The sequence below is a fragment of the Salinivibrio sp. PR932 genome (genome assembly GCF_001996125.1).
GTDB classification, from domain to species: Bacteria; Pseudomonadota; Gammaproteobacteria; order Enterobacterales; family Vibrionaceae; genus Salinivibrio; species Salinivibrio proteolyticus.
Genome location: NZ_MUFM01000031.1, coordinates 12,576 through 28,132, shown reverse-complemented (window position 1 = coordinate 28,132; position 15,557 = coordinate 12,576). Strand labels below are relative to the sequence as shown.

14 protein-coding genes, 1 tRNA gene and 1 pseudogene are annotated in these 15,557 nt (G+C 48.5%); 12 read left to right on the top strand and 4 right to left on the bottom strand.

The features are described from left to right. Positions 1–27 precede the first annotated feature (27 nt). The 4 genes from BZG84_RS13270 to BZG84_RS13255 all read left to right on the top strand — a co-directional run bounded on the left by BZG84_RS13270 (position 28) and on the right by BZG84_RS13255 (position 4,396). Positions 28–114 (top strand) — tRNA-Leu (locus BZG84_RS13270). A 303-nt stretch (positions 115–417) separates the two neighbouring features. Then, on the top strand, positions 418–2,367 hold the full coding sequence (locus BZG84_RS13265) for a methyl-accepting chemotaxis protein (RefSeq protein WP_077481659.1): 1,950 nt from the start codon (positions 418–420) through the stop codon (positions 2,365–2,367). Positions 2,368–2,453: 86 nt separating this feature from the next. Then, positions 2,454–3,332 carry a LysR family transcriptional regulator gene (locus BZG84_RS13260; RefSeq protein ID WP_046073412.1) on the top strand — a complete coding sequence of 293 codons (879 nt, stop codon included), beginning with the start codon at positions 2,454–2,456 and terminating at the stop codon, positions 3,330–3,332. 137 nt (positions 3,333–3,469) lie between these two features. Further along, positions 3,470–4,396: a YeiH family protein gene (locus BZG84_RS13255; protein WP_077481661.1), complete on the top strand. Its 927-nt coding sequence runs from the start codon at positions 3,470–3,472 to the stop codon at positions 4,394–4,396. Positions 4,397–4,416: 20 nt separating this feature from the next. On the opposite strand, the gene BZG84_RS16350 is transcribed toward BZG84_RS13255, so the two are convergent. Next, on the bottom strand, positions 4,417–4,563 hold the full coding sequence (locus BZG84_RS16350) for a hypothetical protein (RefSeq protein ID WP_158011501.1): 147 nt from the start codon (positions 4,561–4,563) through the stop codon (positions 4,417–4,419). Positions 4,564–4,833: 270 nt separating this feature from the next. Here BZG84_RS16350 and BZG84_RS13250 point away from each other — a divergent pair. From BZG84_RS13250 to BZG84_RS13235, 4 genes and pseudogenes are all read left to right on the top strand, one after another. After that, positions 4,834–5,466: pseudogene (locus tag BZG84_RS13250) on the top strand (cation transporter); the annotation flags it as partial. 324 nt (positions 5,467–5,790) lie between these two features. Continuing rightward, positions 5,791–6,237, top strand: coding sequence for a GNAT family N-acetyltransferase (locus BZG84_RS13245; RefSeq protein ID WP_077481665.1), 447 nt, complete (start codon positions 5,791–5,793; stop codon positions 6,235–6,237). Positions 6,238–6,259: 22 nt separating this feature from the next. After that, positions 6,260–7,471 carry an L-2-hydroxyglutarate oxidase gene (gene lhgO / locus BZG84_RS13240; protein WP_077481667.1) on the top strand — a complete coding sequence of 404 codons (1,212 nt, stop codon included), beginning with the start codon at positions 6,260–6,262 and terminating at the stop codon, positions 7,469–7,471. Positions 7,472–7,542: 71 nt separating this feature from the next. Beyond that, positions 7,543–8,562: a S66 family peptidase gene (locus BZG84_RS13235; protein ID WP_077481669.1), complete on the top strand. Its 1,020-nt coding sequence runs from the start codon at positions 7,543–7,545 to the stop codon at positions 8,560–8,562. Between the two features lie 7 nt (positions 8,563–8,569). On the opposite strand, the gene BZG84_RS13230 is transcribed toward BZG84_RS13235, so the two are convergent. Beyond that, positions 8,570–9,208, bottom strand: coding sequence for an NAD(P)-dependent oxidoreductase (locus BZG84_RS13230; protein WP_077481671.1), 639 nt, complete (start codon positions 9,206–9,208; stop codon positions 8,570–8,572). Positions 9,209–9,315: 107 nt separating this feature from the next. Here BZG84_RS13230 and BZG84_RS13225 point away from each other — a divergent pair, with 107 nt between their 5' ends. Further along, positions 9,316–10,224: a LysR family transcriptional regulator gene (locus BZG84_RS13225; RefSeq protein WP_077482101.1), complete on the top strand. Its 909-nt coding sequence runs from the start codon at positions 9,316–9,318 to the stop codon at positions 10,222–10,224. A 12-nt stretch (positions 10,225–10,236) separates the two neighbouring features. Here BZG84_RS13225 and ubiT read toward each other — a convergent pair whose 3' ends face one another. Both ubiT and BZG84_RS13215 read right to left on the bottom strand, forming a co-directional pair. Beyond that, the gene (gene ubiT / locus BZG84_RS13220; RefSeq protein WP_077482099.1) at positions 10,237–10,743 is read right to left on the bottom strand and encodes a ubiquinone anaerobic biosynthesis accessory factor UbiT; all 507 of its coding nucleotides are present in this window, start codon (positions 10,741–10,743) and stop codon (positions 10,237–10,239) included. Positions 10,744–11,045: 302 nt separating this feature from the next. Continuing rightward, complete coding sequence (locus tag BZG84_RS13215) at positions 11,046–11,639, bottom strand: outer membrane beta-barrel protein (RefSeq protein WP_077482097.1); 594 nt, start codon at positions 11,637–11,639, stop codon at positions 11,046–11,048. 659 nt (positions 11,640–12,298) lie between these two features. Between BZG84_RS13215 and ubiU the strand changes: the two genes are divergently transcribed. Genes ubiU through BZG84_RS13200 form a run of 3 tightly spaced genes read left to right on the top strand, consistent with a single transcriptional unit; the run spans position 12,299 to position 15,554 of the window. Beyond that, positions 12,299–13,294, top strand: a complete 996-nt coding sequence (gene ubiU, locus BZG84_RS13210) for a ubiquinone anaerobic biosynthesis protein UbiU (RefSeq protein WP_077576595.1) — start codon at positions 12,299–12,301, stop codon at positions 13,292–13,294. A gap of 9 nt (positions 13,295–13,303) precedes the next feature. Beyond that, complete coding sequence (locus BZG84_RS13205) at positions 13,304–14,179, top strand: U32 family peptidase (RefSeq protein WP_077480775.1); 876 nt, start codon at positions 13,304–13,306, stop codon at positions 14,177–14,179. 46 nt (positions 14,180–14,225) lie between these two features. Further along, on the top strand, positions 14,226–15,554 hold the full coding sequence (locus BZG84_RS13200) for an anaerobic C4-dicarboxylate transporter (protein WP_077480773.1): 1,329 nt from the start codon (positions 14,226–14,228) through the stop codon (positions 15,552–15,554). Positions 15,555–15,557: the final 3 nt, after the last annotated feature.

The following is a 15,557-nucleotide window of genomic DNA, read 5'->3' as shown; positions in this document are numbered from 1 at the left end:
TATGGTGCTACCACGCATAACTGCGTTGCCCTGGTGGTGGAATTGGTAGACACAAGGGATTTAAAATCCCTCGGCGTTCGCGCTGTGCCGGTTCAAGTCCGGCCCGGGGCACCATAGCACTCTCGCTATCCTATCTCCTTTACCTCTCAGGTTCTCCTCACATCTCTCCGGTGCCCGTTGTCATATTTTGAAACGTTTAAATCTTATTCCCTTGCGCTGAGCAGGGTTGAATCATGGTAAATTTGTATAGAAATATAGAGAAAAGATACTGATATTTTGAATGTTTCCATTCCTTTTCCTCAGTGTTCTCACCAAAGCACCGTATATTATATCGTTTGTCATTAATCCATCATGCTTGTCTAGTTTGCTGACTAATATTGATATGTTGGTTAGTAATGATAATAAAAAGGACGGCGTATGCGTTGGCAAACTCTTTCAATCAGAAAGCGAATTTATATTGTTCTTTCGACCATCTTAGTGCTCAGCACTTTGATTGCGATGGTGCAACAAGCGATGTTGTCAGCAAACAAGCAACTCGATGATCTCAAGAATATTATTTTACCCAGCCAGCTGAGGGGGCTGGCGTTTGAAATTAGCAATGAGCTACAACCTGCGATCACCGGTTCTAACTTTCTTGCCCATCACTCTGGACTGATTGATTGGGTGGATAATGGCGGCGATCTGACCAATCTCGCGCCGATTCATCAAGCGCTTTCGAATGCCAAGACGCGCTTGGGGGCAGACAACGCATTTGCAACGCTCGATAGTAGCCAAGGGAAGTATATTTTTACTTATGACGGCGAGCATCGCAGCGCATCAATGACCACCTATCCGTTTAAAGATTTTTACCCGAATTTTCTGAGTAAAAATCAGCCCTATGAGCTGAACATGAACAAAGATCCCAATGGCAATCAGTATGTGATTTTTATTAATTATCGCAGCGTGCCAGAAAACCCTGCGACGGGTCAGCCGTATGTGGTAGCGGGGGTAGGGTTTAATGTAAGTAGTTTAGTGAATCTAGTGCAGGGGTTTCGCATTGGTGAGCAGGGAAGAGCTATGCTTGCCGCGCGCGATGGCAGTGTGCAGGTCGCACCGACCGATTCGGCACTGAATGCGGATAATGCGAGCGCATTTCGTCAAGCGGTGACCAAGGGAACAGACAAACCGGTGATCAGCGAAGTGACTATCGGTGATGAAGCGTTTCTGCTGGGGTCTTATTGGCTTGCTGACTTAGACCGTTTTGTGGTGGTTGAGATTCCCAAAGCACAAATTACAGGGCCCATCCTGGATCAATTTATCCAATCTTTATTAGTGACCTTGGTGTTTATTGCTATTGCACTCCTTGTTACCCATTGGGTGATCAGTAGTTTGACGCAGCCGATAAAAAAGCTTTCCGCCGAGGTCGATGAAATTGCCAGTCGACTCGACCTTAGCCACCAGATTGCCGTGAACGACGAAGCGGAAGTCGGTCGCTTAGCGAATAAGATCAATGGTTTGCTAGCTCGTATCCGAGATGCGTTGCAAGCGGTAAACCAGACAGTTGACGAGTCGCAGTCCGCATTTGGTGTCCTCAAGCAGCAAGCTCATGAGGTGAATCAAGCCGGTATGGTGCAGCAGCAGTCGCTACAAACGATTTCTGCCGCGAGTCAAGACATTACTGAAATCACTACCGACGTGACGGATTCGGCTAATCACGCTGGCGAGTTGTCTCAAGCTGGGAATGCGGCGCTTCAAGATGCTTTAAATGGCATGAATACCAGCCTGCGGCATATTGAACAACTAGGCGAAAACATGGCCTCGAGTCAGAGCAGTTTGGATGAATTGAATCACCATATCGAGAATATTCTTCGCGTGCTTGAGGTCATCAGTACCATCTCGGAACAAACCAATTTACTTGCACTAAACGCGGCGATTGAGGCAGCGCGAGCGGGCGAACATGGTCGCGGCTTTGCGGTGGTTGCTGATGAAGTGCGCTCACTGTCGCAACGCACCGGCGAGTCGACCAGTGAGATCCAAGAAATTATCAATCAGCTGCGCTCGGCGTCAGATAATGTGACCGGCCAAATCAACCAAGTCAGTCAGGATAGCCAGCATAGTCTCGACACGCACCAACAAGCGGTAGAAAGTATGCGCACCTTGGATAGCCATTTGCAGCAATTGTTTGAACATAATGAGCGGATTGCCGAGGGTGCCAATACGCAAAGCGGCGCGGTGAATGAAATCAACCAGAGCATTGAAGAGCTTGCTCAGCAGGGTACTCGCACTCAAGAAGTGTTTGAGCAAAGTGAACAGGCGGTGAGTGGGTTTGATTTACGTATGAAAGAGCTCACTAAAAAAGTCAGCGCGTTTAAAGGGTTGAATGCGTAATCGCCGAACGTCAAAGGGCGCTGACAAGCGGTAATAGCGCTTTGTGTCTTTGCCGCGATCCGGTAGGATAGCGTGAGGAGGGCGGCATGAATCTAACCCAAATTGATGCGTTTTGTGCAGTCGCAGAGACTGGCTCGGTGTCTGAAGCTGCACGTCAGCTAGATGTGAATCGTTCACGGTTGAGCATGGCGATTAAAGCGCTAGAACAATCACTTAACGCTGAGTTGTTCGATCGCACCGGTAACCGTCTAACACTGTCGGAAATCGGCAAAGCTGTGTACAAAGATTTCGAGAGTATATCGGTCACCGCGGCCCGCATTCGTCGTACGTGCGAGCAAGCGAACGCGGGCTTTAATGCCGAAGTGTGGATCGCGCGTGATGATGCGATCCCCGATCAGCTTTGGCAGGACTGGGCGCATCAGCTCAATAAGCGCTTTACGGCGACGTCCTTCAACCTAGTCTTGGCCTCGAGCGGTGATTTGGCCAATTTGGTTGAAACCCAACAAGTCGACTTTGCGTTTGGCGTGGACTACGAGCGCATTGACGATCCGCGCATCAACTATCAGCCGTTGGGTAAAATTCGCATGATGTCGGTGTGCAACAGCGAGCACCCGTTGAGTCGACTGCGTCGGGTCAGTGATGATCAACTGCGTAATGCCATGCAAGCGGTAATGGTCTATCTCAATGAAAAAGACAATCCCGAGCTGCAGCCTTTCTCACGCCGCTATATTGGCTTTTCGAGCTTTGAATATATGCTCAACACTATCTTACAAGAAGAAGCGTGGGGCGTGTTGCCTGAGCCGCTGATCCGGCAATACTTACGAGAACAGCGCTTAGCGGTGATCAAACACACCTATGGCTTAACCCAAGAAGACTACTGCCTATTCACCGCCTCAGGGATGGCCGAGCATCCTGGGATCCAATGGCTGAGTGATAGCATTACCAATTACTTGTTTGATTTCTAAATGTGCGCCTCGATGATTGTTTTTCAATGCCTTACAATACATGTTAAGCAAAACTTAACCTAGGTTAAAAAGTTTAAGATTTTCTGAACAATCACTGAGCGCTACAATGCCGTCACTGAATTTCACCGAGCATCATTATGACCGCATACACGCGTTATCTTCCTTTTTCATTGGCTGTGTTAGCCTGTTTAACCCCTTGGGTGAGCTCGCCGATTGCATTGGTATTGGGTTTTTTGCTGACCTCCCTAGGCTGGGTGCCAAGTGCAATTCCGCTCACGAAAATCACCAAAAAGTTACTGGCTTATTCGATTGTGGGTCTGGGGTTTGGTATCCCGCTGCAAGAGGCGCTCGCCGTGACAGGCGATGGGATAGGGCTGATTATTGCCACCATTGCAGGCACGCTGATTTTTGGCACATTACTGGGCAAACTTATGGGGCTGGATAAAAAGACGGGTCACCTGATTGCCTCAGGCACTGCCATTTGTGGCGGCAGTGCAATCGCAGCTGTCTCGCCCGCTATCAATGCGGATGATAAACAAATTGGTCTCGCGTTAGGCACGGTGTTTGTGTTGAATTCATTGGCGCTGTTTGTGTTTCCTATGGTTGGGCATGCGCTGGGCTTAGATCAGCACACGTTTGGAACCTGGGCGGCGATCGCGATTCATGATACATCATCGGTGGTGGGCGCGGCGTCCGCTTATGGTGAGCAAGCACTAACCACTGCGACCACCCTCAAACTTGCGCGCGCATTATGGATTGTGCCAGTGGCGTTTGTCAGCGCACTCATGTTTCGCAGCCACGCTAAAAAAATCACGATTCCGTACTTTATCGTTTTTTATTGTCTGGCGATTGGTATCAGTGATGTCTTTGTCCAAGCGCAACCCATCTATGAGGTGATTTTCGCCATCTCAAAACAAGTATTAGTGGTGTGTTTATTCTTAATCGGCTGCAGTATTTCTGTCACCCAGCTACGCACGGCAGGCCCCAAACCCTTATTGTTTGGTGTCGCACTGTGGGTGATTATCTCCTGTACATCGCTTGCTTGGCTGCTGCTAGCTGCCTAGTCTCCGTCGTTGCCTCAGGTTCACTCACGCGGCGTGTCCTGAGGTAAACGTAATACCGCGACCAACAGAAACGCACTGAGTGCCGCACCAAACTGCCACCATCCTGTGCTGGTTATCGCGAGGAAAAGCTGCAAGCTAATTGCCGCGAGTAACACGCCTTTTCTCATCTTCTTAGTCCATAAAGAATCTAAATTTAGATTTAGTATGCGTAAAAGTTATATGCAAGCAAAATGCGATTTAGCGCTATCTCATAACTAAAATTTGTTTAGAACACTCACTGTCAGAAATATTGACAGTGATTTTTATGCATAAACTGTTGAAATAAAACGCCTTTCATTTTTTCCTTAGCGGGGTGGTGAAAATGTCAGCAAGTTCGTGTTTGTAAAGCGGCGCAGTAGCACCAAGAATATGTGCGTGTTTTCTACTTTTGGTGTTTTATGTCTTCTCAAAACGTGATCAATGAAAAGTCAGTATTAGTGTTTTCGGCCCTTCTCGCATTGGGGTTTGCCATCGCCGGCCTTGCCGTTGGATGGATTGCTGGCTCTTTAGTGATTATGTTCGACGGTATCTACTCGTTGATTAGTCTAGTGTTAACTTTGTTGTCACTGGGCGCGTCATGGTATATCCACTCGCGTTACGCACGGCCGATCACACGTGCGCTGCTGACACCGCTTGTTGTCGCCATTAAAGGCGCCGTGATTATGCTGTTGGTGAGTTACTCTCTGTATGAAGCGGTCTCTTCCTTGGTCGAAGGCGGACGTGCGGTTAACCCGTCATTGGCGGTGCTGTTTGGTATTGTCAACGTGGTGGGTTGTGGTTACGGATGGTGGATGATTGCACGCAAAAACCAAGCAGGGCAAAGCCAGTTGGTGGAGGCGGAATCGCGCCAGTGGCAAATGGACACCTTATTAAGTCTGGCGGTCACCTTAGGCTTTTTAGGTGCTTGGTTAGTGGCGCATTCACCTTGGTCGGATTATGCGGTTTATGCAGATCCTATGATGATGGTGTTGATGTCGTTCTACTTCATCAAAGTGCCATTCGTTATGGTGCGTAACGCGTTAAAAGAACTCGCGCCTGTTACAGTAAAGTGGTATCGCACCCGCTCAATGGCGTAATCAGAACACGACGCAACACGGATCTAGCCAAACGATTCTCCTATATCCTTGCAGGGGGCGGCATATACTGAGGCGGCGTTTAGTCGCCTTATTTACCGCACTTTATGCACTATAACTTTTTATGTTGGTGTTCATATCAACCCAGATACTGTGGGCGATTTCAACGTAGTGTGAAGAAATATATTTTGCTCTCTATGCTCGTCTGTTGAGGTGTTGGCAGCAGAACGTCGTGATGGCGCTTACACTGAAAAGTAACCATAGCGCTGCGGTAGAGAAAGAATGTTGCATATAGCAAAAGCGGAGTTAAATGATCTAGATACCCTCACCGTGTTATTTGACCAATACCAGCGCTGGCTTGCGATTCGTCCGCCGCTCAGTCAAACAAGGGCGTTTACTGAGCAGCGGTTGCGCGAGCAAGATACTTGTATATTGACCGCTTCTTACCAATCCTCCATGGTGGGATTTGTCCACCTAACGCCTTTGTATTCACTAGCGAGGGCGCGCCGTGGCTTAATTATTAACGATTTGTACGTGCAGCCGGATTCACGGCGACAAGGTATCGCACGGGCATTAATCTCGCACGCTCTCAAAGAGGCTCGTGCCCGCCAAGCCGCTTGCTTATTGCTACAAACCCATCAAAGCAACCATGCCGCTCATCATCTTTTTGAATCTTTTGGTTTTATTTGCGACGTTAGCCAGTATTATTTTCTGGACGTGACCGATTAACGGGTGACGAAAGGAGTAGCGAATGGCGTACGATTTTGTGGTCGTTGGGGGCGGTATCGTCGGCGTGGCCACCGCTTGGCAGTTGCAACAGCGATATCCAAACAAACGCACCTTATTGATAGAAAAGGAACCTGCTTTGGCCCAACATCAAACGGGCCATAATAGCGGCGTAATCCATGCTGGCGTGTATTATCCGCCCGGTAGTTTGAAGGCGGATTTTTGTAAGCGTGGCGCTGCCGCGACCAAAGCTTTTTGTGAGCAAGAAGGTATTCCTTATAAGCAGTGTGGCAAGTTAATCGTCGCGACCACAGAGACAGAACTGGCGCGGATGCATGATTTGTATCAACGTTGTTTGCTCAATGAGATCGAGTGTGAGTGTTGGGATGCCCAACAACTCGCCAGTGCTGAACCGAATGTACGCGGTTTAGGCGCGATCTATGTCAAAGCGACCAGTGTTGTTGATTACGCGCAAGTCACAGAAAAAATGGCCGGACGCTTTGTCGCAGCTGGTGGGCATCTTGTGCTAAATACTCAAGTGACGAAGCTACACGAAGACCACGACGGTGTGCTGATTGATACCCAATCGCAGGGAGAGTCGCAACGTTATCACGCCGAATTTTTAGTTGTTTGTGCCGGTTTGATGGCAGATCGCATGGCGAAGCTGCAAGGGTTAGCGACATCGTTTCAAATCATCCCCTATCGTGGCGAATACTATCAACTAGCGAAAAAGCATCGGGAGTTAGTGTCGCATTTGATCTATCCAGTGCCGGACCCAGATTTGCCTTTCTTGGGCGTCCATGTCACACGGATGGTTGATGGTGGTTTGACGGTAGGCCCAAATGCCGTTCAGGGCTGGAAACGCGAGGGGTATGCCTCATACAATTTTAGTTGGCGTGATACGCTTGATATGCTGCGTTTTCGCGGATTTTGGCGAGTCACTGCAGCGAATCTGAGCACCGGTATAAAAGAATGGTGGAACGCGCATTATAAACCGGGATACCTCAAGCAGGTTCGTAAGTATTGTCCGTCAATTCAATTGGATGATTTACACCCTTACCCAGCCGGTATTCGTGCCCAAGCGGTGTTGAATAGCGGTGAGCTGGTGGGCGATTTCCTCTTCGTTCGATCTGCACGCAGTCTCCATGTGTGTAACGCCCCATCGCCAGCGGCTACCTCAGCCATGCCAATTGCCGAACACATTTGTCAGACTATCAGTACGCCTCACAACGATTAATCGGCGGAGTATTGTGGCTGTCTCGTCCTGATGATTTAATACTAGGGAGATTAAAAATCAAGGAAGACAAGATGTTATTGCCACCACCTCTTAAAAAAGGCGAGACAATTGGCTTTTTCTCGCCATCATCACCAGCCACCGTATTTGCGCCCCAACGATTTGAACGCGCGATGGATTATGTCAAAGCACAAGGCTTTGATCTGAAGGCGGGGGTATTGACCGGACAATCGGATCACTATCGCTCAGGCTCGATCAAGGCGCGTGCGGAAGAGCTCAACCAGCTGATCCGTGATCCGAATGTGCGCTGCATCATGTCGACGATTGGTGGAATGAACAGCAATGCTTTACTTCCCTATATCGATTATGCCGCCCTGGCTGATGATCCTAAGATTATCGTGGGTTATTCGGACCTCACTGCTTTACTGCTCGGTATCTATGCCAAAACGGGATTAATCACGTTTTATGGGCCAGCATTAGTGGCGTCTTTAGGGGAGTTTCCGCCACTGGTTGATGAAACCTTTGATGCGTTTCGAGCCGTAACAACTGAGAATGTAACGCTGCCGATGACCTATAAGATGCCTGCCCAATGGACGGATGTCATGATTGATTGGGGCGAACAGACAGAGGCAAAACCGACCTATGAGAATGCATGGCAATTTATGGGTAAAGGTCAGGTAAATGGGCGCATTATCGGTGGCAACCTCAATACGCTGAGTGGGATCTGGGGAACACCTTATATGCCAGCGATTGAAACAGGCGATATTCTGCTGATTGAGGACTCTTTGCTTGATATTGCCACGGTTGAGCGCTCACTCGCACACCTAAAACTGGCTGGGGTGTTTGATACGGTAGGCGCGGTGTTACTTGGTAAACACGAGCTTTTTGATAACAAAGGAACGGGACGTTCAACCTATGACGTTCTTGAAGAAATACTCGATGGCCAGCCGCTCGCAGTGGTTGATGGTTTTGACAGTTGCCACACGCATCCGATGTTAACTACACCTTTGGGGGCCCAAGCCTGTATTGATTTTGATGCCCAGACGGTCTCACTCACGCAACCTTGGTTGGCGGGTGAGCACGCTGGGCAATGAGCTTGGATTAGTAAGCCACACCGATACGTTGGCGACGGTGGGCACCACTTTCCAGTTCGTCGATCATCGCGATAGCATAGTCAGCAACGCTGATTTTGCTGTCACCATGGTCATCGGTAAGCAAGGTATCCGCACCAACGCGATAGCGGCCTATTTTGTCGCCCGGGAAAATCTCTGCGGCAGGGCTGATGAACGTCCAATCTAGGGTATGGGCGTGTTCACGGAATACCTTCAAAGCGTCGCCTTGAGCGAGCGCTTCTGCTTTATAAGCGTCAGGGAAGTCGGGCAGGCTGACCAGCTCGACTCCCGGTGAAACTTCTAGCGAGCCAGCACCGCCGACCCAAAGTAAACGTTTGACATTAGCCGCGGGTAATTCGTCAATTAAGCGCTTAGCGCTGGTTGCTACCATCTCATGGTTGCCTGCAGCGCGCCCGCCCACAGCGGCAATGACTGCATCAGCGTCAGCAACGGCCTGTTGTACAGAGTGATGATTATCCAGCAAGTCGAATTGACGTACTTCGACATCGTCGCGGGTCACTTTTTCTGGCTGACGGACAAGAGCAATAACCTCATGCCCACGATGACGCGCTTCTTCGACGATTTGGCTACCGATCCAACCTGTTGCACCAATAATTGCGATTTTCATATTGTCTTCCTCATGCTGTGATTGCTTGGATGGATGTAGCTTATTGGCTTTCATTTATTGGATAAATAATCATAATAGATACAGTTTGTATCAATTAAAGAGATAATATGGATAGGCTAACGGCAATACGTAGTTTTGTAGAGGTGGCCAATTGCAAAAGCTTTACGCGGGCGGCCGAACAACTCGGGCTAACGCGTTTGCAGGTTTCAAGGCATGTGCAAGAGGTCGAGCAATGGCTTGCGCAGCGTCTGTTGCATCGGACAACGCGTAAAGTCAGCTTAACGTATGCCGGTGAGCAAGCTTATGGTCATTGCCAGCGTATTTTGGACGAAGCGGCGGCGTTAACGTTGACGACTGGACGATTACAGGGCGCCTTAACCGGTCGTATTCGAGTCGCTGCGCCAATCGGGTTAGCGCAAGGGATCCTTGTTGCGCCAGTAACACAATTTACCGATGCGCATCCAGAGGTCGTCATTGAAGTGATTGCCTCCGACCAATTTACGCCCTTAGTAGATGAGCGGGTCGATATTGCGCTGCGCTTCACACCTCAGCCGGATGAGCATTTAATTGCCCGCAAACTCATGGCCATCGATTCTATCGTGTGTGCGTCACCGGCATATATAGCCCACGCGTCGCAGCCTAATCACCCGAGCGATCTCAGTGATCACCCGTGCTTAATTCATGTCAGCGGTGATCATTGGCAGTTTATTAAAGACAATCGCCGAGAAGAGGTAAGAGTGAGTGGGCCGATTCACGCCAACGACTTAGGCACCTTGGTCAATGCGGCGCGAATGGGAAAAGGGATTGTCCGTGTGCCATGTGATTTAGCCAATCCCTATGTGGAGCAGGGGGAGTTAATACCTTTGCTGACCGATTATCGCTTACCGCCCAGTGCACTGTGGGCGGTCTATTTATCGCGTAGTTATCAACAGCCTGTCGTGCGCCACTTTATCGATCACTTAGCAAGCTGCTGGCAGCATGATATCCAAGCTCCCATTGATGGGTCAGCTACTTGAAAAGCGTGACAACTACAACGCGAGTTTAGTGAGGTAGTGATGGCTTAACGTCAGTGAGCGTGCCAGGGGTTTGGGTAGGGTGTCGATTTCGAGGCTATCAAGCAAGTTTTTCACATGCAGCCCGAGTTCGGTATCACCACTGATACTGAGTTGGCGCTGGAAAAACAGCGTATCCGGATCGCAATAGTGAGTCGCCATTTTCAAAAACGCTAACCAATCTCCCTCGATACTGGCGTCCTCTTCCCCAGACAAGCGGACCAATAATTGGTTGTCTTCGTTCATCGACACAAACCAATTCGCGTTGAGATCGCGCAATCCAATGCGAATGGTACGGCCAGCAAGAAAGTCGAACTCGTCCTCTGCCAGCGGCACCGCAAAAGCGGTATTCATGACTTTGGTCAGCATCTGAGCTTGCAGCCCATGTGGTAATTGAGTGATCGCTTTTAGCCCCGGTGTAATCAGGTTTGGTTGGGGCATTGGAAGACTAAGAGGTTGTTGGGTAATTGGGTTAACGAGCATTTGGCTTTCCTTTGGTGCCAATGGTTGAATGCCACTAGAGTAACGAGATTGATGGGGCTACCTTTGGATCAAGGTCAAAGAAGTCTTTAAAATCGAGCTAACAGGAAGTATTACTTTTGCATGACTTATATTTAATTCAGGAAGGAGTTTACCGACTATTTAATCTCTGATGAGGTTTTAGTTACTATGCTTGTCTAAATTTGTGTTGATATAAGATATTAAATCGCTTTCAGGTCTAATGTGATGTCCTGTTAATCACATTAGACCTAATGCTATCTTAATTGAAAATTAATCACATTTTCTTAAAAGTTATATTTGATGTTAGCCATTAACAATACTTCATCACCAATTTTTGCGCTGGTGGTATGCTGTGTACCAGATTCACTCCACTTACGCTCGAACTCATTAGTATGATGAAGATAGCTTAGCTCTGTACCCACACTCCATGTATTAAAGCGATAGTTTAACCCTGTTTGACCACCAATGACTAAACCGTTGAAGTCGTCAGCGTCGAAGTCAGCGTAAAATTTTTCATAACCGAGCTTACCACCAACCGTCCATGCTAGCTTTTGTGTAATTGGCACTAAGTAGTTATATTTAGTGTATATTGTACCAACTTCGAGATCATCGCTAGTATGTTCTTCGGTTGTTCCTCGATAATCATAGCCAACACTGATCTGGTGTGCTTCGTTTAAGGTAACACCTCCCTCGATACCAAAAGCGAGCGAATCAGCTAGATCCGTTTCTGTTTTGCTTTCATCGTAAGATGATTCAAAATTACCACTTAGGCGTGTTCCAATATCAACACCAATAAATGGCTCAAGTTTTTCTGCTGCGCTTGCATTGAAAGTAGTTATAGCGGTCAATGCAAGTAAAGGGATAGTTTTTTTCAACATTTTCACTCCTGCTTTTGAATGTCTTTTTTGTATTCTAAAGCTGATATTTTAATCATTAACGCCAGTTTAACTATGTTTAACTGAATGCTCCCTGAACATAATTAGAATTAGAAAGGCGTGATGTATAACATCGCTGTTTAAAGCTAATAGTTCTGATCTTTACCTTTTTGTAAAAATTGATATTTTATTCATGAGACGTTAAGGTTGAACTGAAAATTAGAAATTAAAGTATGGTCTTATAGACATATCTTTGTATGTATGTAAATTCACTGTGATTGTTTATATGCTGTCAGGTTTTATTCAGGCTGCTTTCCTACGGATAGTTAATGGATCTTGTTCCACAAGAACACTTTAATATGGTATTGAATGTAAAGCTGGGTTGTTTTGCATCTCGAGCACAAGAAGTGATTTTCCTGTGGATCAGTTTGATAGGTACTCGCTTATGGTTATGGCTTTTCTTCTCAAAGCTATTTTAGATGTGACAGACAGTGCTCAGCCAGGTAGGTGGTGTCTATCAACTTAAAAGCGATGGTAAATGAGGTATTCGATAAAATGTCCAGTACTTCACGTACTTCTTGAGTGAGCTTGATACACATCAACCCCCCACGTTGGCAACGCCCTTATCTTAGCCGGACAATCATAAAATGGAATGCAATGTTATGGAGCTCCTTTGTCCGGCGGGCAATATTCCGGCGGTTAAAAAAGCGATCGAACATGGCGCCGATGCGGTGTATGTCGGCTTAAAAGATGATACCAATGCGCGCCACTTTGCGGGGCTGAACTTTACCGACAGCAAATTGCAGCGAGCCAGTCAGTATGTACATGACCACGGCAAAGACTTGCACGTTGCCATTAATACCTTTGCCCATCCTGATGGTTGGCGCCGCTGGCAATATGCGATTGACAGCGCCGCCGGTAATGGTGCCGATGCGCTGATCCTTGCCGATATGGCTTGTTTAGATTATGCCGCCAACACCTATCCCGATTTGGATATACACCTTTCTGTTCAAGCATCCGCCACTAACGCTGGAGCGATCCGTTTCTATCAGCAGCAATATGGCGTTAAGCGAGTGGTATTGCCGCGGGTGCTGTCTATTCATCAAGTTAAACAACTAGCACGCGATACCGATGTCGATTTAGAGGTATTTGCCTTCGGTAGTCTGTGCATTATGGCTGAAGGGCGCTGCTATTTATCGTCTTATCTTACCGGCCAATCGCCCAATACCGTGGGCGCTTGTTCACCGGCAGCATTCGTGCGCTGGCAAGATACTGAGCAAGGGTTGGAGTCGCGCTTAAACGGGGTCTTGATTGATCGGTACCAAGCCGATGAAAAAGCGGGGTATCCCACCCTCTGCAAAGGCCGTTTTTGTGTCGATGGCAACCGCTATCACGCACTGGAAGAACCCACCAGTTTGAACACTTTAAGTGTCCTGCCTGAGCTTTATCGCGCCGGGATCAAATCGGTCAAAATCGAAGGTCGTCAGCGCAGTCCTGCGTATGTGGAGCAAGTTGCACGGGTATGGCGTCAAGCGATTGATCGCTGTGTCGCCAACCCCGAGGCGTTTGATATTGCACCGGATTGGGCGCATTCGCTCGATAGTCTTTCTGAAGGGGTGCAAACCAGTTTGGGTGCTTACCATCGCAAGTGGCAATAAGGAATTATGATGCAATTTTCTCTCGGGCCGATCCTGTATTACTGGCCTAAGGCTGAGGTTGAAGCCTTTTATCAAGCGGCAGCAGACAGCCAAGCTGATGTGATTTATCTCGGTGAAACCGTCTGTGCTAAGCGGCGAGAGCTGAAAACCAAAGACTGGATCGGGCTTGCGCGTGAGCTGGCTGAGTCTGGTAAACAAGTGGTGCTCTCGACCATGGCGCTGATTGAAGCGCCCTCAGAGTTGAGCATACTAAAACGCTACTGTGACAATGATGATATTCGCATTGAAGCGAATGACGTGAGCGCGGTGCAGTTTTTAAGTGAGCGTCGGCAGCCCTTTGTGGTGGGGGCCGCTATCAACTGCTATAACCCACAAACATTAAAGCAATTTGTTGACCTTGGCATGACGCGCTGGGTGATGCCGGTGGAGCTTTCGCGCGATTGGTTGGTGAATATGTTGAACGGCTGCGATGCACTGGGTATTCGCGATCAGTTTGAGGTGGAGGTGACTGGCTATGGTTACTTACCACTGGCTTATTCAGCACGCTGTTTTACCGCGCGCTCAGAAAACCGTGCCAAAGATGACTGCGAACTGTGCTGCCTCAACTATCCCAATGGGCGGTTAACAGAATCACAAGAGGGTCAGGCCGTATTTGTGCTAAACGGCATTCAAACCCAGTCCGGGCAGTGCACCAATCTCATTAACGATTTACCGTCGATGCAAGGGCTGGTGGACGTGGTGCGGTTAAGCCCACTGTCGCTTGACACCTTGCACTGGGTAGACAAATTCCGTGCTAACCAAGCAGGCAATAACCCGCAACCGCTCAACCACGATTGCAACGGCTATTGGCACCACTTGGCAGGCATGACACAAGTTCTAGGCTAAACGCATAACAAAAACAGCCTGCGTAGTCGGGTAGAGAGGTGAGGGTATGTTGTATTTAGAGTTCTTGTTCTTACTGCTAATGCTGTATATCGGCTCCCGATACGGGGGCATTGGGCTGGGCGTGGTCTCAGGGATTGGCTTGGTCATTGAAGTGTTTATCTTCCAAATGCCGCCAACGTCACCGCCAGTGACCGTGATGCTGATTATTCTTGCGGTCGTCACCTGTGCTTCTATCTTGGAGGCGGCTGGTGGCCTTAAGTATATGCTGCAAGTGGCTGAGCGATTATTGCGTAAAAATCCAAAACGCGTCACCTTGATTGCGCCGTTTGTCACCTATGCCATGACCTTTATGCTTGGTACTGGTCACGCGGTGTATTCCATTATGCCGATTATCGGTGATGTCGCGTTGAAAAATGGTATTCGTCCGGAGCGCCCAATGGCGGCGGCGTCGGTTGCCTCTCAAATCGCGATTACAGCCTCGCCGATCTCTGCAGCCGTGGTCTATTACCTTGCCCAGCTTGCCGATATTCAACATGACATTACGTTAGTCTCGATTTTGTTGGTGACTGTCCCCGCCACCTTGTTCGGTACCTTGCTGATGTCTCTGTACAGCTTGCGCCGTGGCAAAGAGCTGGATGACGATCCGGATTACCAAGCGCGCTTACAAGACCCCGAATGGCGTGAGCGAATCGAAAATACCACCGCGACGTCACTTGATGAGGTGTTACCCCGTTCCGCGCGCAATGCGGTGTTACTGTTCATTAGTGCCATCGTTACCATTGTGATTATCGCGATGTGGCCAGAGATCCGCACAGTGGCAGGGGAGAGTAAGGCCATCAGCATGTCGGTAGTTATTCAAATGATGATGCTCTGCTTTGGCGGGATCATCTTACTGGCGACCAAAACAGATCCGCGTAATGTGCCGAATGGCGTGGTGTTTAAATCCGGGATGGTGGCGGCTATTGCTATCTTCGGGATTGCTTGGATGTCAGACACTTACTTCCAATACGCGATGCCGCAATTTAAGTCGGGAATTGTGGAGATGGTCACTCAATATCCGTGGTCTTTTGCACTTGCCTTGTTTATCGTGTCAGTGGTTGTTAATTCGCAAGCCGCGACCGCACGGATGATGTTGCCGGTGGGTCTTGGGTTAGGGCTCGATCCTGCGCTGCTTATCGGTATTATGCCGGCCGTGTATGGGTACTTCTTTATTCCCAACTATCCTTCTGATATTGCGACCGTGAACTTCGATGCATCCGGCACCACCAAAATTGGTAAATGGTATTTCAACCATTCATTTATGGCGGTCGGCTTAATTGGCGTGGTGAGCGCTTGTGCGCTCGGTTATGTATTAGGGCAGATTTTTATCGCCTAATAC

What these genes read in the sequence shown, in the direction of transcription:
- BZG84_RS13265 (WP_077481659.1), top strand. Translation starts at nt 418, where the DNA reads ATGCGTTGGCAAACTCTTTCAATCAGAAAGCGAATTTATATTGTTCTT.
- BZG84_RS13260 (WP_046073412.1), top strand. Translation starts at nt 2,454, where the DNA reads ATGAATCTAACCCAAATTGATGCGTTTTGTGCAGTCGCAGAGACTGGC.
- BZG84_RS13255 (WP_077481661.1), top strand. Translation starts at nt 3,470, where the DNA reads ATGACCGCATACACGCGTTATCTTCCTTTTTCATTGGCTGTGTTAGCC.
- BZG84_RS16350 (WP_158011501.1), bottom strand. Translation starts at nt 4,563, where the DNA reads ATGAGAAAAGGCGTGTTACTCGCGGCAATTAGCTTGCAGCTTTTCCTC.
- BZG84_RS13245 (WP_077481665.1), top strand. Translation starts at nt 5,791, where the DNA reads ATGTTGCATATAGCAAAAGCGGAGTTAAATGATCTAGATACCCTCACC.
- lhgO (WP_077481667.1), top strand. Translation starts at nt 6,260, where the DNA reads ATGGCGTACGATTTTGTGGTCGTTGGGGGCGGTATCGTCGGCGTGGCC.
- BZG84_RS13235 (WP_077481669.1), top strand. Translation starts at nt 7,543, where the DNA reads ATGTTATTGCCACCACCTCTTAAAAAAGGCGAGACAATTGGCTTTTTC.
- BZG84_RS13230 (WP_077481671.1), bottom strand. Translation starts at nt 9,208, where the DNA reads ATGAAAATCGCAATTATTGGTGCAACAGGTTGGATCGGTAGCCAAATC.
- BZG84_RS13225 (WP_077482101.1), top strand. Translation starts at nt 9,316, where the DNA reads ATGGATAGGCTAACGGCAATACGTAGTTTTGTAGAGGTGGCCAATTGC.
- ubiT (WP_077482099.1), bottom strand. Translation starts at nt 10,743, where the DNA reads ATGCTCGTTAACCCAATTACCCAACAACCTCTTAGTCTTCCAATGCCC.
- BZG84_RS13215 (WP_077482097.1), bottom strand. Translation starts at nt 11,639, where the DNA reads ATGTTGAAAAAAACTATCCCTTTACTTGCATTGACCGCTATAACTACT.
- ubiU (WP_077576595.1), top strand. Translation starts at nt 12,299, where the DNA reads ATGGAGCTCCTTTGTCCGGCGGGCAATATTCCGGCGGTTAAAAAAGCG.
- BZG84_RS13205 (WP_077480775.1), top strand. Translation starts at nt 13,304, where the DNA reads ATGCAATTTTCTCTCGGGCCGATCCTGTATTACTGGCCTAAGGCTGAG.
- BZG84_RS13200 (WP_077480773.1), top strand. Translation starts at nt 14,226, where the DNA reads ATGTTGTATTTAGAGTTCTTGTTCTTACTGCTAATGCTGTATATCGGC.